We start from the raw sequence: 20,099 nt of genomic DNA, 5'->3' as shown, positions 1-20,099 counted from the left end.
GATCAACGTAGCACAGCCTTCGGCAGCGCCCATCTGCCCGGCCGAAGACATCTTCGATGCGACAAGCGTCAGGGCGAAACTTTCGAAAGCGCTTGAAGCCAAATCGATTGACAAAGACAAGCGGGCCGCAATTGTCGGCGTCCTCAATGAGACGCAGGCGACCGGAAGGGCGGCGATCGAACGCGCTTTCAAAGCCCGACCCCTCGACGCCATTCCAGCGTCAGCGGCGTACAGTTGGCTGACAGATTGCCTCGTCGCGACCGTGATCGAGGCCGTCAAATCAGAGCTTCATGTCCTGCCAAACCCCACCGACGGGGAGCGATTGAGCGTTCTGGCTGTCGGCGGCTATGGCCGTGCAGAGATGGCGCCTTACTCCGACGTCGATCTGCTCTTCCTGACCCCCTACAAGATCACGCCTTGGGCCGAGAGTGTCATTGAAAGCAGCCTCTACATCCTTTGGGATCTCAAGCTGAAAGTCGGCCATGCAAGCCGAACCGTGAAAGACTGCGTGCGGCTAGCCAAAGAAGACTTCACCATCCGCACCTCATTGGTTGAATACCGCTATATCACTGGGGACGAAAACCTCGCCCAATCGCTTGGCAAAACGCTTTGGAACGATCTCTTCCGGAGCACCAGCGCTGAATTCATCGACGCCAAACTACAAGAACGGTCCGAACGCCACCGAAAACAGGGCGGGCAGCGCTACGTTGTCGAACCGAATGTGAAAGAGGGCAAAGGCGGCCTGAGAGACCTGCAATCGCTTTACTGGATCAACAAATACATCCACCGCGTCAAAACCGCCTCCGAACTGATGAAGTTCGATGTGTTTTCGCGCGAAGAGTTTAACACCTTCCAAGACGCACACAACTTCCTTTGGGCTGTGCGCTGTCATCTTCACCTCATTGCCGGTCGCGCGGCGGATCAGTTGACCTTCGACATGCAAGTCGCGGTGGCAGAGGCGATGGGGTATTCTGATAGGGCCGGAAGGCGCGCCGTCGAACATTTCATGCAGGATTATTTCCGCCATGCCACCCGCGTGGGCGAGTTGACACGCATCTTCCTGACCGCCCAAGAAGACGCACAGAAGAAGTCCGCCCCCATGCTTGAGCGGCTCTTCACCCGTCGCAAAACAGCCAAACCCCCTTATGCGATCAAACACAACCGGCTCACGATTGCGAAGAGGGAAGAATTCCTTTCCATTAAACTGAACCTTCTGCGGTTGTTTGAAGAAGCGTTGCGCACAGGCACGTTGATCCATCCCGATGCGATGCGATTGGTTGCGGCCAATTTGCATCTGATTGATGACGATTTGCGCAAGGACAAAGAAGCCAACAAGATCTTCCTCGATCTGATGCTCAAGCACGGCAATCCAGAGCGCGGCCTGCGGCGGATGAATGAACTGGGTGTCCTCGCGGCCTTCATGCCAGAGTTTGCGCCCATCGTCGCGATGATGCAGTTTAATATGTATCACCATTACACGGTGGATGAGCACATCATTCAATGTATCAGCGTCTTGAGCGCGATCGAGCATGGGGAACTGACCGAAGAACTGCCCATTGCTTCAAGCATCTTGAAAAAGGGCATCAATCGCAAGGTGCTCTACGTGGCGCTGCTTCTGCATGACATCGGCAAAGGTCGGGGTGAAGACCACTCCATCCTCGGCGCACAAATCGCCCGAAGGGTAGCCCCGCGTTTGGGGCTTAACAAAAAGGAATGCGAAACGGTCGAATGGCTGATCCGTTATCACCTTCTAATGTCCGACGTGGCCCAGAAACGCGACATTTCTGAACCGCGCACGGTACGCGGTTTCGCGAATGCCGTGAAATCAGTTGAACGGCTCGATTTGCTGACGGTTCTCACCGTCTGCGATATTCGCGGCGTAGGCCCTGACACGTGGAACAACTGGAAAGCGGTCCTGATCCGCAACCTTTACAAAGCTACCACAGACGCGCTTGAAAACGGGCTCGAAGACATCAACCGCGAAAGCCGTGAGGCGGAAGCGAAACGCGCCCTGCGCGCCTCGCTCGCCGATTGGGACAGCAAAGCGCTGCGTGCGGAAGTGGGACGCCATTATGGCCCGTACTGGCAGGGTCTCCCCCCCGCCACGCATGTCATTTTTGCCAACCTGCTGCGTGACCTCAACGATGCGGAAATCAGTATTGATCTGAAGCTCGATGAAGACCGCGACGCGACCCGCGCCTGCTTTGCAATGGTCGACCACCCTGGCCTTTTCAGCCGCATGACTGGCGCACTTGCGCTTGTAGGGGCCAACATCGTTGATGCACGGACCTACACGTCAAAGGACGGCTACGCGACAGCGGTGTTCTGGATCCAAGACGCCGACGGCTCTCCTTACGAAGCCGCACGCCTGCCGCGACTGCGCACGATGATCGAGAAAACGCTCAAAGGTCAGGTCGTCGCCCGCGATGCCCTGAAAGACCGTGACAAGATCAAGAAACGCGAACGCGCCTTCAAAGTGCCCACCAACATCACCTTTGACAATGACGGTTCCGAAATTTACACCATCATCGAGGTCGACACCCGCGACCGGCCCGGACTTCTGTTCGATTTGACCCGAACGCTTGCACATAACCACGTCTATATCGCCTCAGCCGTCATCGCGACATATGGTGAGCAAGTGGTTGATACATTCTACGTCAAAGACATGGTGGGCTTGAAATTCCATTCGGAGGCCAAGCGCAAAGCGCTTGAAACCAAGCTGCGTGACGCGATCACGCAAGGGTTTGAACGGGCGACCGCATGAAGCCGATCCGCCTCATGGCTGGCTTTTTCACCGTCGGTATTTGGACGATGCTCAGCCGTATCCTTGGCTTTGTCCGCGACATCCTGATCGCCGCAACGCTTGGCACGGGACCCGTTGCAGAAGCCTTCCTTATCGCCTTCTCGCTCCCCAACCTATTCCGCCGCTTCTTTGCGGAAGGGGCGTTCAACATGGCCTTCGTGCCGATGTTTTCCAAAAAAGTCGAAGGCGGGGATGACCCACACCGCTTTGCGCAAGACGCCTTTGTCGGACTTGGCTTTGTACTGACTGCCTTCACGATCATTGGGATGATTTTCATGCCAGTGTTAGTGATGCTGATGGCGTCTGGTTTTCGCGGGGATGAGCGGTTTGATCTGGCAGTGCTCTACGGTCGCTTTGCCTTCCCATATATCCTATTTATCTCGTTCGCGGCTTTGCTGTCGGGCGTGTTGAACGCCGTGGGGCGCTTCACCGCCGCCGCCGCCGCACCTGTTTTGCTCAATATCATCTTCGTGGCAGCAATCGCGTATGTTTATCTGGCGGAACCTGACCCAGTCGCGGGCGATGTGGGCTTCGCGCTCGCCGCCGCTGTCCCGATCGCTGGTATCGCGCAACTCACACTGGTTTGGTTTGCGGCCAAAAACGCAGGGTATCAACTGAATATCTCCCGCCCGCGTCTGACACCAGAACTCAAACGCCTCGCCATCATCGCGCTGCCCGCCGCACTGGCAGGCGGTGTGGTGCAAATCAATTTGCTCGTCGGACGGCAAGTGGCCAGCTTCTTTGACGGCGCGATTGCATGGCTCAGCTACGCCGACCGTCTTTACCAACTGCCACTGGGCGTTGTCGGTATTGCCATCGGCGTGGTCCTGCTCCCACACCTATCCCGAAGCCTGCAAGCGGGTGACGAAGCAGGCAGTCAGGATGCCTTTAACCGCGCCTGTGAGGTCAGCCTCGCCTTGACCATTCCTGCCGCTGTCGCGCTCATCGTGATCCCAATCCCGCTGGTTGCTGTCCTTTTCGAACGTGGGGCGTTCAACACCGCCGACACGCAAGCCACCGCATTGGCCGTGGCTGTCTATGGTTTGGGCCTTCCTGCCTTTGTCATGCAAAAGACGCTCCAACCGCTCTTTTTCGCGCGAGAAGATACGAAGCGTCCCTTCCAATACGCGGTCGTCGCCATGATCCTGAATGCTGTCATCGCCGTCGGCCTAGCCCCAGTTATCGGCTATATTGCCGCCGCTATCGGCACTACAGCCACGGGCTGGGCCATGGTAGCCCTTCTTTGGCGGGGATCACGAGGGATGGGACCGTCGGCGCAGTTTGACGACTGTTTCAAACGCCGCATCTGGCTGATCGTCGCGGCCTCGCTCGGAATGGGGATCGTGCTGCTTGGCCTCAGCGCCGCGCTTGGCACTCCAAGCGTGCTTGGCGTTGCGGCCTTAGTCGTCGCTGGCATCGTCAGCTATTTCGGCATTGGCCACCTCATCGGGGCCTTCCAACTGGGTGAGTTTCTCCGCGCGCTGCGCAGCTAACCCCGCATCCGCGCCAAGAACGCAGACCAGCCGCCAGGCGCGGCAAGGATCGACAAGCAGAACCCCGCGATAAAGCCCGCCAATTCTGCAACCCACATCTTGTTGTCACCGAAGATCAGACCAAACACCAACTGGATCGCCAGCAGCACTGCAATCAACCGGAACGCTTGAAGCTGGTTGCCCCCCACCGACCCCAGCCGTGTGAAGATCACATAGGTGTAAGCACCGATCAGCCCGTAAACAGGCGTGAACGCGCCATAAAGCGGGTACTGCCCGCCAATCAACAGGCCAAAGGCGAACGCGCCAAAGACGGTCGCCACAACAAACACGATGAGCGTCGGCACATTGCCAAAAATTTCGCCCACAAACTTGCCCAACGCCAAGATTAATGCCCCACCGAACAAGGCGGAGGTAAAGCTCCCGCTCACAAACGGATAGGTCACGAAACGGCGCAGAACATCGAGGCTGTAATCCCCGCGCTCCACAATGAAATCCCAAACCAGCGTCGTGAACCCAAAGTCATTGAGCGCATTGAGTCGCCAGCCAACCGCCCCCGGCCCGCCAACAAACCCCGTCTCCCCCGCGCTGAAAATCAGCTCTACCCCAAAAACCAAAAGCGCCAATGCAATCGCCACTGGCGGAAGGGGGTTCACGGGCGGTTCAAACTGCTCCATCGGTCTGTCCTGTTGTTATTGACCAAACGCTCTGGCATGGGTAAGCGACGTTTTCTGATAATGCTAGCCCGGTTCAACACACATGACCCAGTCCACATTCACACCCCGTGTCTTTTCCGGCATCAAACCTTCCGGTGGTTTGCAGCTTGGCAACTACCTTGGTGCGATCAAGCGCTGGGCTGACATGCAGGGCGAGATGGAGACGATTTATTGCGTCGTTGACCTCCACGCCATCACCGTTTGGCAGGATCCAGCAGAGCTGCGCGATGGCACCCGTGAAATCGCAGCGGGCTTGCTCGCCTCCGGCATCGACCCGACAAAGTCGATTCTTTTCAACCAATCGCAAGTCTCCGCTCATGTGGAGCTTTGCTGGCTCTTCAACTGCGTCGCGCGCGTCGGTTGGATGAACCGCATGACCCAGTTCAAAGACAAAGCAGGCAGCAACGCAGAGAAAGTGTCGCTGGGACTTTACGCTTACCCATCGCTGATGGCAGCAGACATTCTGCTCTATCACGCGACACACGTGCCAGTGGGCGAGGACCAGAAGCAGCACGTTGAACTGACCCGCGACATCGCGTCAAAGTTCAACCACGACTTCAAGACTGACTTCTTCCCGCTGACAGAACCCGTGATCGAAGGCCCCGCCACGCGTGTAATGAACCTGCGCGACGGGACCAAGAAGATGTCGAAGTCAGGTGAAAGCGATATGGAGCGTGTGAACATGCTCGATGACGCCGACAAGATCGCCAAGAAGTTCAAAAAGGCAAAAACCGATCCTGAGCCGCTTCCGGAAACACTGGACGGTTTAAAAGATCGGCCAGAGGCGCGGAACCTCGTAGATATTTACTCTGCACTGAACGATACAACGCCGGAGGCCGTGATCGCTGAATATGCAGGCGCTGGCTGGGGCACATTTAAGCCTGCTTTGGCAGACCTCGCTGTCGCGAAACTTGCGCCCATTTCCGACGAAATGTGTCGTCTGATGAACGACCCGGCAGAGATTGACCGCATCCTTGGCGATGGCGCATACAAAGCCCGCGAAATTGCGGAGCCGATCTTGCAGCAAGCCTACGATATCGTCGGGTTCCTGCGCAGCTAGTGTCATAAAACTGAATCGCTGGCGCCGTATCGCAGCATTACCATGTTCCCCGGCATGGCCGGTTGCGTCCCATCTTTGCAGCCCAAGCAGTGCGCCCGGTTTTTTAAGGACCGGGCGCTATCACTTACGGTGGCGATCAGCCCCGCTCAATCGCAATCAATTGCCGAAGATTTGTTTTCGAAATCCGGCCCTGAAACACCGTGCACTCAACGACCATCGAAGGCGTCCCGATAAATCGAAACACCTCCGCCAGAGCCGCCGCACGGTTCATTACGGCCTGTGTCTTATCAGATGATAAGATCGGCCGTGAACTGCGCCACGTCCAGCCCCAACTCCCCCGCCAATCCTTGAAGGTACGGCACGCTCACCACCACCGGCCGCGACACCAGCAGATCGTGGAACGTGACATAGGCCCCTTGCGCCCCCGCCGCGATCGCTGCGCGCGCAGCAAGCTCTGACGCCTCCCCCAAAGATCGGCGTCCCATGCCAAGAGACCTCAATCCGCTCCTCCACCATCACCTCGATCAGTTCACTGCTGATCACGCGACAGATCGGGCAGTAGAAGTCGGAGAAATAGGCAACTTGCACCGCATCCTCATCTGTCTTTGCATAGAACAATTGCGAAGTGATATCGGCATCCACTGCTGCCCGCGCAGCCGTCAAATCGGGCGTTGGCCCCGTGTCTAGCCCTGCAAACACGTCAATTGGCGCGGACTCTTCTCCACCGGCGAAAGTGCGGAATCCCTTGGGGTATCGAGTTCTTCAAAATCAAACCCTGACGACAGCCTGTTAAAGACAGCAGGGATCGCGCGCCAGCCAACGACAAACGCTGCCAACCCGCCCAACACTAGAAGCTGTCTTCGTTTCAAGTCACACCACCAACCGTCACCATCACGCCTTGCATCGCACGGACCGCAAAGCGCGGTCCAGTGACTTCGCCGTAACCCGCGTTCGGTGTTGCTCTTACCTTTGGCATCCGTCACTATCGGATCAGCCGTGCACACCAAGGAAATCAACACAAATGCGTAAATTCATGGTCGTTCTGGATGACAGCAAAGAATGCCTCAACGCCATGCGCTATGCCGCCATGTGCGCCGCACGAACAAGCGGTGGCGTCACCGTCCTCGCTGTGATCCCGCCGGAAGAGTTCAATCACTGGATTGGCGTTGGGAACATCATGCGCGAAGAGGCTCGCGAACGGATCGAAGTACATTTTGAGGTTTTTGCAAAATGGATGCGTGACAAACAGAATGTGCATCCAGAACTTGTGATCCGAGAAGGTGAAGCAGTGCAGGAAATCCTTGGCCAAGTGGCTGACGATCCCGACATCGCAGCACTCGTTCTGGGCGCAGGCACCGATAGCAAAGGGCCAGGTCCATTGGTCAGCAGTCTCAGCCGTCAGGCAGGCACGCTGCCCCTCCCCATTACTATGGTTCCAGGTGACCTTTCCAAAGAACGTATCGAGGCCATCGTTTAGAACCAGATTAGAACCGTTCTAAACCTTGACATCACTGCGTCAAACCCTCATTTATTAAATGAATTTGGAGGCACCTGCGATGTTCATTCAGACAGAATCCACCCCAAACCCAGCAACCTTGAAGTTCCTTCCAGGCGAAAACGTGTTGGAGATCGGAACCGCGGATTTCCCAACCGTTGAAGCGGCCGAAAGTTCCCCCCTCGCCCAGCGCCTATTCGGTGTTGACGGCGTCGAAGCGGTGTTCTTTGGAATTGATTTCGTTACCATTACCAAGGCCAACAACGTCGAATGGGACCACATCAAACCGGCCCTGCTTGGCGCGATTATGGAGCACTATCAATCCGGCGCACCAGTTATGGCGGCAGATCACAAGCCAGTCAGCGGCCATGCGGAGCATTCCGGCGAAGACGCTGAGATCGTCACGCAGATCAAAGAGCTCCTCGACACCCGCGTGCGTCCAGCAGTGGCACAAGACGGTGGCGACATCACATTCCACGGGTTTGAGCGAGGCGTGGTTTACCTGCACATGCAAGGCGCCTGCGCGGGCTGTCCATCTTCAACCCTGACATTGAAAATGGGCATCGAAAACCTGCTGCGCCACTACATCCCCGAAGTGACAGAGGTGCGCCCAGTTGCCGCCTAACCCAACGATCTTGGCATTTGACACATCGGCGGCGCATTGCGCCGCCGCTTTACTATGTAACGGTCACATCACCAGCCGCGTCGATGAAATGGTACGGGGACAAGCCGAACACTTGATGCCCATGCTAGAAGACATGCTCAAAGACGCCTCCCTCTCATGGGCCGATCTGGATGCAATCGGCGTTGGCATTGGGCCAGGTAACTTCACTGGCATCCGCATCTCAGTCTCCGCAGCCCGCGGTCTGGCTCTGGGCCTTAGTAAACCCACCATCGGCGTCTCAACACTCGAAGCGCAAGCGCATGGACAAGAAGGCACCATTCTCAGCTGCCTCGACGCACGCCGCGACCGTGCATACGCGCAGCTTTTCAAAGACGGTAAAACATCGTCAGGACCGACGCTTTGTGACCTAACACAAGCCGACTTGCTGCAACTCAGCCCACTTGAAACGCCAGCCGTGATCGGGGGTGTCTCCACCCAAATCGCTGATCTGACAGGATGGCCAGTGACAACTCTCCGCCAATCGCTGATCGAAAGCATCATTGGGATCGCCGCATCTCAGATCGACAACATACCGACGCGCCCTGCCCCGCTCTACATCCGCGCCGCAGACGCGGCACCGTCGCGCGACAAACCTCCGACCGTCATCGGATGAGCGCCGAAGACCTCGCCGCGACCCATGCCGCCGCCTTCCAGAATGCGCGGGGCTGGAGCGCGGCGGAATTAACACAGCTCCTCGCCCAAGACACCACGCTCCTGATCGGCAACGCGGCATCCTTCATCATCGCCTCAATCGTGCTGGATGAGGCCGAAATTCTGACTGTCGCCACCCACCCAGAGAACCAGCGCCAAGGCCGCACCCAAGCGAACTTTGCTGAATTGGAACGGCAACTTACAGAACGCTCAGTCACTCGCATCTTCCTCGAAGTTGCCGCTGACAATCAGCCCGCCGTCACGCTCTACACCCAACTGGGATTCGCAAAAATCGCCACCCGATCAGGCTATTACCACCGTTCAGATAGCCCCGCTTTCGATGCTGAGATTTACGAAAAGAAGCTCAACGCCCGCTAAGCGCGCATTTCCTGTGGAAAACTCCCTGTTACCCTCACTGCATCCCAAAAAGCAGTTGACCCCCGCCGCGCCGCGTTGCCTTATCTATACATAATGTGGGTTGAAAGGCCCATTTGTACCTGGGGGGCTGTCACAGATCGTAGGTGTTCAGCCCAACAATTGACTTGGGAGAGTTCAATGACATTGATCAAAAAAATGCTGAGCGCGTCCGCCGCAGTTGCCCTGACAGCGGGCGCAACGATGGCCGACCCGGCAATCGTGTTCGATCTTGGTGGTAAGTTCGACAAATCCTTCAACGAATCCGCATTCAACGGCGCACAGCGCTGGGCTGAAGAAACCGGTGGTTCTTTCGCCGAAGTAGAACTGCAGTCCGACGCACAGCGTGAGCAAGCGCTCCGCCGCTTCGCTGAGTCCGGCGCAAACCCAATCGTCATGGCTGGCTTTGCTTTCGCAACAGCCCTGAACGAAGTTGCTGCTGACTACCCAGACACAAAGTTCGTCATTATCGACATGGTTGTCGATCAGCCAAACGTCCGCTCCGTTGTGTTCAACGAGCATGAAGGCTCCTACCTCGTCGGTATGCTCGCTGCAATGGCGTCCGAGTCCGGCACAGTGTCCTTCGTCGGCGGCATGGACATCCCACTGATCCGCAAGTTCGCGTGTGGCTACGCACAGGGTGTGAAGGCTGTGAACGCAGATGCAACCGTTGTGGCCAACATGACAGGCACAACACCAGCGGCATGGAACGACCCAGTGAAGGGGTCCGAGCTGACACTGGCACAGATCAGTCAAGGCTCTGACGTTGTCTTCGCAGCGGCTGGCGGCACAGGCGTTGGCGTTCTACAAACAGCAGCCGACAATAACATCCTGTCCATCGGTGTTGACGCAAACCAGAACTACCTGCACCCAGGTCAGGTTCTGACGTCCATGCTGAAGCGCGTCGACAACGCTGTTTATGAGGCGTTCTCCGCCGGTGCAGACGTTGAAACTGGCTTCAACGCAATGGGTCTCGCGAACGAAGGCGTCGGCTACGCGCTGGACGAATTCAACGCTGAGCTCATCACAGCTGAAATGGCGCAGATGGTCGATGCCGCTGCCGTCAAGATCGCAACGGGTGAGCTGGACGTTCACGACTACTCAAGCGACGAAACTTGTCCAGCGCTCGACTTCTAAGACCGACCGCTTAGGCCAAAATCGCAGGGCCGCGTCATCCATTGGCGCGGCCCTGCTCAATTCCGGGGGGCTTTGATGGCAAATTCTCTAGACACCTTCTTTTCCGCATGGGACATGGACAGCGACGTCGATCGTGCCGCAGCCAACGCATCGGCCTACGCCACCGACGGCAAAGAGATGGTCCAACAAGGCCAGTATTTCGTTGACCTCGACGGAGATAAGATCAACCCCATGGTCGGCTTTGTCGGGACCGGAGCACCAGAATGACGACTGCACCAGCGATTGAGCTCAAAGGCATTTCCAAAGCCTTCGGACCTGTTCAAGCCAACAAAGATATCTCCATCCGCGTCATGCCCGGTACGATCCACGGGATCATCGGCGAAAACGGCGCGGGCAAATCGACCCTCATGTCGATTTTGTACGGATTCTATAAGGCTGATGCCGGTGAGATCTTTATCGGCAGCCAGAAAACCACAATTTCCGACAGCCAAGCCGCCATCGCTGCGGGCATCGGAATGGTGTTCCAGCACTTCAAACTGGTCGAAAATTTCACAGTGCTTGAAAACGTCGTGCTCGGCGCGGAAGACGGGGCAATGCTACGGCCGTCGCTGGCCAAAGCCCGCCGTGAACTGAAAGCACTGGCGCAGGAATACGAACTGAATGTCGACCCAGACGCACTGATCGAAGACATCGGTGTCGGGATGCAGCAGCGCGTCGAAATCCTCAAAGCGCTCTATCGTCAGGCTGACATCCTGATCCTTGACGAACCAACGGGCGTTCTGACACCCGCCGAAGCCGATCAGCTTTTTCGCATCCTTGAGCGGCTCAAGGAAGAAGGCAAAACCATCATCCTGATCACCCACAAACTGCGGGAGATTATGGATGCCACGGATACGGTGTCGGTCATGAGACGTGGTGAAATGACGGCGACCGTGAAGACGTCGGAGACGTCACCCCCCGAACTGGCGGAGCTTATGGTTGGGCGCAAAGTCCTCCTCCGCGTGGAAAAGAAACCAGCGGAAGTAGGTCAGAAAATTCTGGAAGTTCAGAACCTTAACGTTACTGACGAAAAGGGTGTCCATCGCGTCAAAGACGTCAGTTTTGACGTCAAAGCAGGCGAAATCCTTGGCATCGCAGGCGTCGCAGGCAACGGGCAATCCGAACTGCTCGAAGTGCTTGGCGGCTATGAAAAGGCCACAGGCTCCATCAAGGTCAACGGTCAAGAAATTGACCTCACAGGCTCCAAATCAGATGGCCGCAGCCGCCGCGAGCGCGGCATCTCTCACGTGCCAGAGGATCGCCAGTCCGAAGGTCTGATTATGGACTTCATGGCGTGGGAAAACGTGGCATTCGGCTATCATCATGACGCCCGTTACAACAAAGGCATCCGTATGGAAAACGCTGCCATCCGCGCGGATACCGAAGAAAAAATGGCCCGCTTCGACGTGCGCCCGCCCAACCCACGACTGGCCGCGAAAAGCTTTTCCGGCGGCAACCAACAGAAAATCGTTCTGGCGCGTGAGATTGAACGGAACCCCGACCTCCTCCTCGTTGGTCAGCCGACACGTGGCGTCGACATCGGCGCGATTGAGTTCATCCACCAACAAATCGTCGCCCTCCGCGACCAAGGCAAAGCGATCTTGCTTGTCTCGGTCGAGTTAGAAGAAATCCTCTCCCTCTCCGACCGCATCGCTGTGATGTTCGATGGCCGGATCATGGGTGAACGCTTGCCCGATGAAACGGACGAAAAAGAACTTGGTCTCTTGATGGCCGGAATGACCAAGGGGGCCGCATAATGGATGTGATGCCAAAATGGGCGGAGGTCGTCCTCGTCCCTCTGATCAGTCTTTTGCTGGCGGCGATTCTGTCTGCGATTGTGATCCTCGCCATTGGAGAAAACCCTTGGGCCGCGTTGATGCTAATGATCGATGGGGCTTTGGGCAGCACCTACGGCTGGGGCTACACCTTGTACTACGCCACGAACTTCATCTTCACGGGCCTCGCAGTCGCCATCGCCTTCCACGCGCGCATGTTCAATATTGGCGGCGAAGGTCAGGCGATGCTTGGGGGATTGGGCGTCGCGCTCGTCTGTATCTATCTGCCGTGGCCGCATTGGTCCCTCGCCTTGCTGGGTGCGACCGTATCTGCGGCCCTGTTCGGCGCGGCTTGGGCGACGATCCCGGCCTTATTGCAAGCCAAACGCGGCAGCCACATCGTGATTACCACGATCATGTTCAACTTCATCGCTTCGGCATTATTGAACTTCCTGCTGATCGGCGCCCTGAAACCAACGGGTTCAATGGAACCTGCCACGGGAAAATTCCCAGAGGCGACCCACCTTCCATCGTTCCAGGACATGTTCTCTACCGCCGAAACACCACTGTTCCGCGGCGCACCCGCGAACATCAGCTTCTTTGTCGCCGTCGCCGCCTGCTTCGCCCTGTGGTTCCTCATCTGGCGCACCCGCCTCGGCTATGAAATCCGCTCATTTGGGCATTCGGAAAGCGCTGCGAAATACGCGGGCATCAGACCAACCAAAATCATCATGATCGCCATGCTGATCTCCGGCGCATTGGCAGGCATGATGGCCATCAACAACGTCATGGGCGAAGCAGAACGGCTCGTCCTCAACGCTGTCGAAGGCGCGGGCTTCATCGGCATCGCTGTCGCCTTGATGGGCCGCAGCCACCCGTTCGGTGTCTTCCTCGCCGCGCTCCTTTTCGGGTTCCTTTACCAAGGCGGGGCGGAGCTTGCGCTTTGGACGTCGATCCCACGCGAACTCATCGTTGTGATCCAAGCGCTGGTGATCCTTTTCACTGGGGCTTTGGACAACATGGTCAGGATGCCGCTTGAGCACATTTTCCTTGCCGTACGGAAGGGGGCGTAATCATGGATCTGCTCACTATCCTCCAAATCCTCGACTCTTCCGTCCGTCTGGCGATCCCACTTTTACTGGCTTGCCTTGCGGGGCTCTACTCAGAACGCGCTGGTATCTTCGACATCGGGCTCGAAGGGAAAATGCTCGCCGCCGCTTTCATGGCCGCCGCTGTTGCCTACACCTCCGGCAGCGCGTGGGTCGGTCTTTTGGCAGGCATCGGGGCGTCGCTGCTTTTGTCCGCGATCCACGGCGTTGCCTCCATCACCTTCCGCGGCAATCAGTTGATTTCCGGCGTCGCGATCAACTTCCTTGCGGCAGGCCTTACCGTCGTTGTCGCGCAAAGCTGGTTCGCTCAAGGCGGCAGAACCCCAACTCTGCAAGGTGCAGGCCGCTTCGAACCAATCACCCTTCCTCTCGCCGATACATTGCAAAACGTGCCGCTCTTTGGGCTGATTTACCGCGAGCTCATCTCAGGCCATTCGATCCTTGTCTACGTCGCTTTCCTGCTAGTGCCGTTCACATGGTGGGTGCTCTACCGCACACGGTTTGGTCTACGCCTCCGCGCCGTGGGGGAGAACCCTGCATCGGTCGATACTGCTGGTGTCTCCGTCGTCCAACTGCGCTACGCCGCCGTGATCATCTGCGGCATCCTTTGTGGGTTGGCGGGGGCATACCTCTCCACCGCTCTGCAAGCGGGCTTCACCAAGGACATGAGCGCCGGACGCGGCTTTATCGCACTCGCCGCCCTGATCTTTGCCAAATGGCGGCCGTGGTATGCGCTTTATGCCACGCTACTTTTTGGCTTCCTGCAAGCCCTCGCCCTGCGCCCAGACCTTTTGGAAAACACCCTTGGTTTCAAAGTGAACGGTCAACTGCTCGACGCGCTACCCTACATCCTCACCGTCGTGATCCTTGCAGGTTTTGTGGGCAAGGCGATCCCACCCCGTGCCGGTGGCGAGCCCTACGTGAAAGAGCGATAGTTCAGTCCAGTTTCCCCCGCTCGGTCCATCCAACGGGCAGGGAAATACTGCAGGTGCAGAAAAATCTGGGCCGAGGGGTTTGACATGACCCCATGAAAGGTGCTGTTAGCGGGCATCAGCAGCATCTGACCCTGCAGGACACGCCCATGCAAATCTACCTTCCCATTGCCGAGGTTTCGGTAAATGCCTTCCTGCTCTTTGGGCTGGGCGGGATGGTCGGCATTTTGTCGGGCATGTTTGGCGTTGGCGGCGGCTTTCTGATGACGCCGCTTCTGTTCTTCATTGGCATCCCGCCAGCGGTCGCCGTCGCCACTGAAGCCAACCAGATCGTCGCCTCCTCCTTCTCCGGCGTCTTGGCACACCTCAAACGCAAAACCGTGGACCTCAAAATGGGATCGGTCCTGCTCATCGGCGGTCTCATAGGCGCGGCATTTGGCGTGCTGGTCTTCAACTATCTCAAATCGCTCGGTCAGGTCGATCTGCTGGTGCGCCTCTGCTATGTTGTGTTCTTGGGCATCATTGGCAGCCTGATGTTTGTCGAAAGCCTGAAAGCGATCCGGCAGTCGGGCAAACCTGGCGCGACCCCAAAACGCCGCAAACATACATGGGTCCACAACCTGCCCTTCAAAATAAAATTTCGGGTTTCTGGCCTCTATATTTCGGTCATCCCACCCATCCTTGTGGGCGTAAGCGTCGGCATCCTTGCCGCCATCATGGGCGTCGGCGGCGGCTTTATCATTGTGCCTGCAATGATCTACTTGCTGGGCATGCCGACCAAAGTAGTTGTCGGCACATCGCTCTTCCAGATCATCTTTGTGACCGGCTTCACCACCATGCTGCACGCCACCACAAACTACACGGTCGACATCGTTCTGGCGGTGCTCTTACTGGTGGGCGGCGTCATAGGCGCACAGATCGGAACCCAAATAGGGGTAAAGATGAAGGCCGAACAGCTTCGTATCCTTCTGGCGTTGCTTGTGATCACCGTCTGCGGAAAGCTGGCACTGGACCTTATTCTGGAACCTGCGGAACTGTATTCGCTCGGAACGGGGGCCCACTGATGCGCGCGCTTCTTGCTCTCCTTCTGTGTCTTGCCACACCGCTCACTGCGGAAAGCATCGTGTCCGACCTCAGCCGGGATGAGGTGTCGATAAACGTGACCTTCAACGGATCAGACATCCTAATCTTCGGTGCCGTCCGCCGCAACGCGCCTGAACCTGAGGGGGAGATGGGCGTCATCATCACTGTCGCGGGCCCCGATCAAGACGTCACCGTCCGCCGCAAAGCGCAAAAGTTCGGCATCTGGGTCAACACTGATCAGGTCGAGATTGCAGAGGCCCCCTCCTTCTATGCCGTCGCCAGCAGCGGACCGTTGGAAGATGTCCTGCGCGCTTCAGAAGACCTGCGCCACAAGATCACAATTCCGCAAGCCCTCGGCCAAGTCGGGACCAACGTGCTCGACAGCCGCAACTTCTCTGCCGCGCTCCTGCGCATCCGCGAAGACCAAAGCCTTTATCAAGTGAACGAGGGGGCGGTCAGCCTGTCACAGGACACCCTTTTCAGCACTTCTGTCGAAATGCCTGCCAACCTAACCGAAGGCGCCTATGCCACGCAAATCTACCTCACCCGCGACGGCACCGTGATCGACAGCTATGAAAACGTGATCCCCGTCAAAAAAGTTGGGTTGGAGCGGTGGCTCTACAACCTCTCACGCGAACATGCGTTCTGGTACGGCCTGATGTCCTTAGCAATTGCCATCGCCTCCGGCTGGCTCGCCTCTGCCGTCTTCACGCTCGCCCGACGCTAGCCGCGCCCGATATAGGGCATCTGCGTCGCCATCAGCGTTTGAAACTGCACATTGGCGTTGAGCGGTAGTTCGGCCATCGCCAACACCGCATCGGCCACCAGTTGCACATCCATCATGGGCGGCGGGGTCTCCCCCTTTGCCTTCGCACGCTGCGCCAGATCGCGCAGCATATCCGTCTCCGCATTGCCGATATCAATCTGACCGCATGCGATGTGGAACGGACGTCCATCCAGCGAAATCGACCGCGTGAGCCCCGTCACCCCATGTTTGGTCGCGGTATATGTCACCGACCCTTCGCGCGGCACATGGGCGGAGACGGAGCCGTTGTTGATGATCCGTCCCCCTTGTGGGTCTTGCCTGCGCATCTGGCCAAAGGCGGCGCGTGCCGCCAGAAACATGCTCGTCAGGTTCACATCCACGGCCTGCTGCCAATGCTCAACAGACACCTCATCAATCAGTGCAGAAGGCGTGAAAATCCCTGCATTGTTAAAAAGCACATCCAACCGACCCGCCTGATCCAAGAAAACTGCGAAAGCAGCCTCAACCGCCGCCGCATCGGTTACATCCGCCGGGAGGACAACGGCCTCTGAATGCTTGGTCGCAATCTCCTCCAATGCAGCTTGGCGCCGCGCGATCAGACCGACGGTCCAGCCTTTGGTCAAACACGTCTCCGCCACCGCACGTCCAATGCCGCCGCTAGCTCCTGTGACGATCATTGTCTTCATTCCACATCCTCCGCCGTTAACGTCAACGCCGCTGCTGGGGCCTTCAAATCATCCACAACCAACGGACTATCGGGCCGCCCAAGACGATTGCGCACCACCCACCGCAACTGCGTCTCCGCCCGTGTGATCGCGACGTAAGCGAGCCGCTTCCAAAGCGGTTGTCCTGCTTCCCTCCGCCCCATCCGGCTGGCCGCATAAATATCGGGGGCAAAGACCTGCACCGCGTCCCACTGCGACCCTTGCGCCTTGTGGATTGTGACCGCGGCCCCGTGCAGGAACGTGGCCCCCATCTTTGCCGCAAAGGGGATAAACGGCTCCTCATCGCCCTCTTGTTCAATCTTCACGATGGAGGCCGCGCTGACTTGCGGGTCCTCCGCCCCCATCACATGCAGGCGCGAAAACCCAGGCTTGCGCCCCGGTCCTAGATAGATCACTTGCGCGCCTTTGATGAGGCCCCGCGCCTCCAGATCAAGCCGCTTCTTGCGGTGCTTCATGGGCAGCTCGATCCCGTCGCAGATAAGCGGCTCCCCTTCCAACAACTCATCCCCCGGCGCGCCATAGGCCGCACGGAACGCATGGATCAGACGGATGCGCGTCGCATTACGCCAGACCAATGCGGGCGACCGTGCCATCAGACCCGCTTCAACCCTTTGCGCCAAAACCACCCGTTCATCCCGTTCTGCCGCCTCCTTCACAAGCTGCTCAAACCTGTAGAAATCAAGCTGCGAGTCAGCCAAGGCGTGGGCCAAATCAAGGATTGGGTTGTCCGCATCCTGACGATGCACGCGGTTCAACTCCAACACCCGCTGCTCCGGCAAGGTCTCAAACACCATGCCCCCACTAGTCTGTACGGGCGGCAACTGTGCCGGATCGCCGAACAACAACAGCGTTGGGAAAATCTCTTTCAGGTCTTCGACTTGCTTCTCATCCAGCATCGAACTTTCATCGATGAACCCGATATCCAGTGGTTCCTCCCGCCGTTTCCAGCCGGTGATGAAATCACTGCCCCGCAAGCCCGCCGCAGCGAGCGCCGCTGGAATCGATTTGTTCTGAAGGTAGGAGGCTTGCGCCCGATCAAGGGCCACATCCGTCAGCCCCTCAATCTCCGGCCGGTCGCCTTGCCCCACAAGCCATTCGGCAATCTTTTCATACTCTGGACTATAAACGGGGGTGTAGAGGATGCGGTGGATCGTCGTCGCAGGCACCCCGCGCGTGCGCAACACACTCGCTGCTTTGTTGGTGGGTGCTAAAATCGCAAGCGTCCGACGGTCTTTCTTCTTGCGCCCCTCCCAGTCGCCCGAAATCACATCGACGCCCGCCTCCTCCAACGCCTCGTAGAGTTTGGCAAGCAACAGCGTCTTGCCCGACCCCGCCTTGCCCACCACCGCAAGAACGGAAGACCGGTCAGATTTCGGCGGCATCAGAAGGCTGTCGTCCAACTCAACACCCGATTGCCGCAGCATCGCTGCAATATCATCCCAAGCCGCAGCTTGATCGTCCGAGAACGTGATTTGGGAAGGGAACGACATGGGTGGAGGTTACCCGCCCAACGTAGCAGTCACCAGCGGATTAGCTGGCCTTTCGCAAACTAATTTCTGGCTCGAACGAACAATCAAACCAAGCCTCAGACAGTTCTGACGAAATGCCCGCGCGCCGCAGTACACGCTGGCTGTGCTGTTCCCGATAAGACCACAGACCAACGCTAATTTTGTCGCGATCGGTACCTTCACTTCCAATTACTTCAGGAGCCGTGCCAATCATATTGTAGATACGAACGATGCGGGTATCAAAGACGACCAAAACATGCGTCAGGCCAAAAGCGCAGACCAGTTCGTCCCCCACCAATGACAAGATTGCCGCAACCTTCGCCCCTGCGTCCGGTGTCAAGCAGAACCGCGTGCATTCCCAAATCAAGGGCGACGAAATCTGCGTATCCGACAGGTGAGAGAAATGCTCATTCACCATCGTGCGACCGGATGTTGGCAAAAATCGCATCGATCCCGCGTGCCGACCATCTTTTGTCTCAGAAATCACATATAGCGGGTTGATCGCGTCATATTCGTCCCGTTCCCATCCCGCGTCATTCACCGTCACGACGCAACCCAACCGATCCTTGAACTGGACGGTCCGGTCCAGAAACATAGTAGAGCGCAACGGTGGATAGTGATCCCACTGATCCGCGTATAAATATCTGATCATGTGCATCCCTCCAATCGCGGCTGACGATTGGAAGGTCATCTACCCTCATAAAATTGAGGTTAAGCTAACGTGCGGCGCCTTTTTCAGATCGCCTCCTGATGCGGGACGTCCTCTTTGCCAGGCCAGTTGCTGACATCAGCCTTCACCGCACCGCCCATCAGGATCTGCCCCTCACTCAACGCGCGCGCCACCGCCTGGGTCGTATTCAAAGCGTCCAACTTAAACCGCGCACTTTCGATATATGCGCGCAACGTATGTTCAGAGATCGACAGCATTTCCACAACCTGCCCACGACCATACCCCATCGCCAGATAGGTCAGGGAGTCCACTTCGCGTGGGGACAACGGCCACGGAGGCTGGGCCTGCTATCCGTCTTTCATCTCAATCGTTTTCTGGTTCAGATAATGCGCAATAAGGATGATGCTGCGTTGGTGTATCACCGTCAGATCGGCCGAAAGCTCATTGGAACAACTATGCGACACTGTGAACAGTGCGAATTGGCCATTCGGGCCGCGGATCGGAACGGAATACCCCTGATTGCCCACACCAAAATCCATCACATCTTTCCGGAAACTGCGCGCCGCTTTCGATGACCAATCAAGCCGCTTCTAATCCACAGGGTGGAATCTGTGAAAGCACCCTAAAATCACCGGATCGATCCGCACGTATTCCTTCTTGATATAATGCCGCGCCTACTCAGGCGGGTAGCTGCCAAACCCAAACTGCTCACCGTTCGCACTGACCCAGTTACAGACAAATTGATCGACCCCAAGCCAGCCACGCAGCCTGAGAATCCAGTCCTGAATTTCGTAGAATTCTTTAGTTTGACCCAGCTCTTCGAGCAAATGATCCAACGTGATCGTCATCGCCACACACCACCACTGATGCGATCTCGGACGTGGTTGCTATTTCGACCGATGCCACGTTAGCGGTTTGCGCGAGTTGCTCCGCCAGGAGTTCCAACTGATTTTGCTGTGCAAAGAACCTTAGATCGGTCAGCACGTTGAGTATCCACTTATGTCCCAAGATCAAACCTCCAGTGAAATCGTTAACTAAGCATTAACAACTTATGGTAGCATT

The 20,099-nt window shown here is 57.3% G+C and carries 21 protein-coding genes and 1 pseudogene; 14 read left to right on the top strand and 8 right to left on the bottom strand.

Going from position 1 to position 20,099, the window contains the following annotated elements:
- Nucleotide 1 precedes the first annotated feature (1 nt).
- Nucleotides 2–2,764: a [protein-PII] uridylyltransferase gene (locus ACTF5F_RS08940; protein ID WP_438956552.1), complete on the top strand. Its 2,763-nt coding sequence runs from the start codon at nt 2–4 to the stop codon at nt 2,762–2,764.
- On the top strand, nt 2,761–4,296 hold the full coding sequence (murJ, locus tag ACTF5F_RS08935) for a murein biosynthesis integral membrane protein MurJ (protein ID WP_438956526.1): 1,536 nt from the start codon (nt 2,761–2,763) through the stop codon (nt 4,294–4,296). The genes ACTF5F_RS08940 and murJ overlap by 4 nt, the downstream gene beginning before the upstream one ends.
- Here murJ and ACTF5F_RS08930 read toward each other — a convergent pair.
- Nucleotides 4,293–4,970, bottom strand: a complete 678-nt coding sequence (locus ACTF5F_RS08930) for a rhomboid family intramembrane serine protease (protein ID WP_438956525.1) — start codon at nt 4,968–4,970, stop codon at nt 4,293–4,295. The two genes, murJ and ACTF5F_RS08930, sit on opposite strands and share 4 nt — an antisense overlap.
- 82 nt (nt 4,971–5,052) lie before the next feature.
- On the opposite strand from ACTF5F_RS08930, the gene trpS reads away from it, so the two are divergent.
- Complete coding sequence (gene trpS / locus ACTF5F_RS08925) at nt 5,053–6,069, top strand: tryptophan--tRNA ligase (protein ID WP_438956524.1); 1,017 nt, start codon at nt 5,053–5,055, stop codon at nt 6,067–6,069.
- A 287-nt stretch (nt 6,070–6,356) separates the two neighbouring features.
- Here trpS and ACTF5F_RS08920 read toward each other — a convergent pair whose 3' ends face one another.
- Nucleotides 6,357–6,554, bottom strand: a complete 198-nt coding sequence (locus ACTF5F_RS08920) for a hypothetical protein (protein WP_438956523.1) — start codon at nt 6,552–6,554, stop codon at nt 6,357–6,359.
- 536 nt (nt 6,555–7,090) lie between these two features.
- On the opposite strand from ACTF5F_RS08920, the gene ACTF5F_RS08915 reads away from it, so the two are divergent.
- From ACTF5F_RS08915 to ACTF5F_RS08865, 11 genes are all read left to right on the top strand, one after another.
- Nucleotides 7,091–7,546, top strand: a complete 456-nt coding sequence (locus ACTF5F_RS08915) for a universal stress protein (RefSeq protein WP_438956522.1) — start codon at nt 7,091–7,093, stop codon at nt 7,544–7,546.
- 79 nt (nt 7,547–7,625) lie between these two features.
- On the top strand, nt 7,626–8,189 hold the full coding sequence (locus ACTF5F_RS08910; RefSeq protein WP_438956521.1) for a NifU family protein: 564 nt from the start codon (nt 7,626–7,628) through the stop codon (nt 8,187–8,189).
- Nucleotides 8,179–8,841 carry a tRNA (adenosine(37)-N6)-threonylcarbamoyltransferase complex dimerization subunit type 1 TsaB gene (tsaB, locus tag ACTF5F_RS08905; protein ID WP_438956520.1) on the top strand — a complete coding sequence of 221 codons (663 nt, stop codon included), beginning with the start codon at nt 8,179–8,181 and terminating at the stop codon, nt 8,839–8,841. Before ACTF5F_RS08910 ends, tsaB begins: the two co-directional genes overlap by 11 nt.
- Nucleotides 8,838–9,257, top strand: a complete 420-nt coding sequence (locus ACTF5F_RS08900) for a GNAT family N-acetyltransferase (RefSeq protein WP_438956519.1) — start codon at nt 8,838–8,840, stop codon at nt 9,255–9,257. The genes tsaB and ACTF5F_RS08900 overlap by 4 nt, the downstream gene beginning before the upstream one ends.
- 177 nt (nt 9,258–9,434) lie before the next feature.
- Nucleotides 9,435–10,430 (top strand): BMP family lipoprotein, encoded by a 996-nt coding sequence (locus tag ACTF5F_RS08895; RefSeq protein WP_438956518.1) that lies wholly within the window; start codon nt 9,435–9,437, stop codon nt 10,428–10,430.
- Between the two features lie 75 nt (nt 10,431–10,505).
- Nucleotides 10,506–10,697 carry a hypothetical protein gene (locus tag ACTF5F_RS08890; protein WP_438956517.1) on the top strand — a complete coding sequence of 64 codons (192 nt, stop codon included), beginning with the start codon at nt 10,506–10,508 and terminating at the stop codon, nt 10,695–10,697.
- Nucleotides 10,694–12,226, top strand: coding sequence for an ABC transporter ATP-binding protein (locus ACTF5F_RS08885; RefSeq protein WP_438956516.1), 1,533 nt, complete (start codon nt 10,694–10,696; stop codon nt 12,224–12,226). Before ACTF5F_RS08890 ends, ACTF5F_RS08885 begins: the two co-directional genes overlap by 4 nt.
- Complete coding sequence (locus ACTF5F_RS08880) at nt 12,226–13,317, top strand: ABC transporter permease (RefSeq protein WP_438956515.1); 1,092 nt, start codon at nt 12,226–12,228, stop codon at nt 13,315–13,317. The genes ACTF5F_RS08885 and ACTF5F_RS08880 overlap by 1 nt, the downstream gene beginning before the upstream one ends.
- A 2-nt stretch (nt 13,318–13,319) precedes the next feature.
- Nucleotides 13,320–14,288, top strand: coding sequence for an ABC transporter permease (locus ACTF5F_RS08875; RefSeq protein WP_438956514.1), 969 nt, complete (start codon nt 13,320–13,322; stop codon nt 14,286–14,288).
- Between the two features lie 146 nt (nt 14,289–14,434).
- Nucleotides 14,435–15,349, top strand: a complete 915-nt coding sequence (locus ACTF5F_RS08870; RefSeq protein WP_438956551.1) for a sulfite exporter TauE/SafE family protein — start codon at nt 14,435–14,437, stop codon at nt 15,347–15,349.
- Complete coding sequence (locus ACTF5F_RS08865) at nt 15,349–16,095, top strand: TIGR02186 family protein (RefSeq protein ID WP_438956513.1); 747 nt, start codon at nt 15,349–15,351, stop codon at nt 16,093–16,095. The genes ACTF5F_RS08870 and ACTF5F_RS08865 overlap by 1 nt, the downstream gene beginning before the upstream one ends.
- On the opposite strand, the gene ACTF5F_RS08860 is transcribed toward ACTF5F_RS08865, so the two are convergent.
- The 6 genes and pseudogenes from ACTF5F_RS08860 to ACTF5F_RS08835 form a co-directional block, all read right to left on the bottom strand.
- Nucleotides 16,092–16,820: an SDR family oxidoreductase gene (locus ACTF5F_RS08860; RefSeq protein ID WP_438956512.1), complete on the bottom strand. Its 729-nt coding sequence runs from the start codon at nt 16,818–16,820 to the stop codon at nt 16,092–16,094. The two genes, ACTF5F_RS08865 and ACTF5F_RS08860, sit on opposite strands and share 4 nt — an antisense overlap.
- Entirely contained in the window at nt 16,817–18,349 is a 1,533-nt protein-coding gene (locus tag ACTF5F_RS08855) for an ATP-dependent DNA helicase (RefSeq protein WP_438956511.1), read from the bottom strand. The genes ACTF5F_RS08860 and ACTF5F_RS08855 overlap by 4 nt, the downstream gene beginning before the upstream one ends.
- Before the next feature lie 40 nt (nt 18,350–18,389).
- Nucleotides 18,390–19,019 carry an acyl-homoserine-lactone synthase gene (locus ACTF5F_RS08850; protein ID WP_438956510.1) on the bottom strand — a complete coding sequence of 210 codons (630 nt, stop codon included), beginning with the start codon at nt 19,017–19,019 and terminating at the stop codon, nt 18,390–18,392.
- A gap of 83 nt (nt 19,020–19,102) precedes the next feature.
- Nucleotides 19,103–19,363 carry a helix-turn-helix transcriptional regulator gene (locus ACTF5F_RS08845; protein ID WP_438956509.1) on the bottom strand — a complete coding sequence of 87 codons (261 nt, stop codon included), beginning with the start codon at nt 19,361–19,363 and terminating at the stop codon, nt 19,103–19,105.
- A gap of 21 nt (nt 19,364–19,384) precedes the next feature.
- Nucleotides 19,385–19,699: pseudogene (locus ACTF5F_RS08840) on the bottom strand (autoinducer binding domain-containing protein).
- Nucleotides 19,700–19,711: 12 nt separating this feature from the next.
- The gene (locus ACTF5F_RS08835) at nt 19,712–19,885 is read right to left on the bottom strand and encodes a hypothetical protein (protein WP_438956508.1); all 174 of its coding nucleotides are present in this window, start codon (nt 19,883–19,885) and stop codon (nt 19,712–19,714) included.
- Nucleotides 19,886–20,099 lie beyond the last annotated feature (214 nt).

This window comes from Cognatiyoonia sp. (assembly GCF_965661665.1).
Taxonomy (GTDB): Bacteria; Pseudomonadota; Alphaproteobacteria; order Rhodobacterales; family Rhodobacteraceae; genus Cognatiyoonia.
This window is presented reverse-complemented; position numbering and strand designations above follow the sequence as displayed.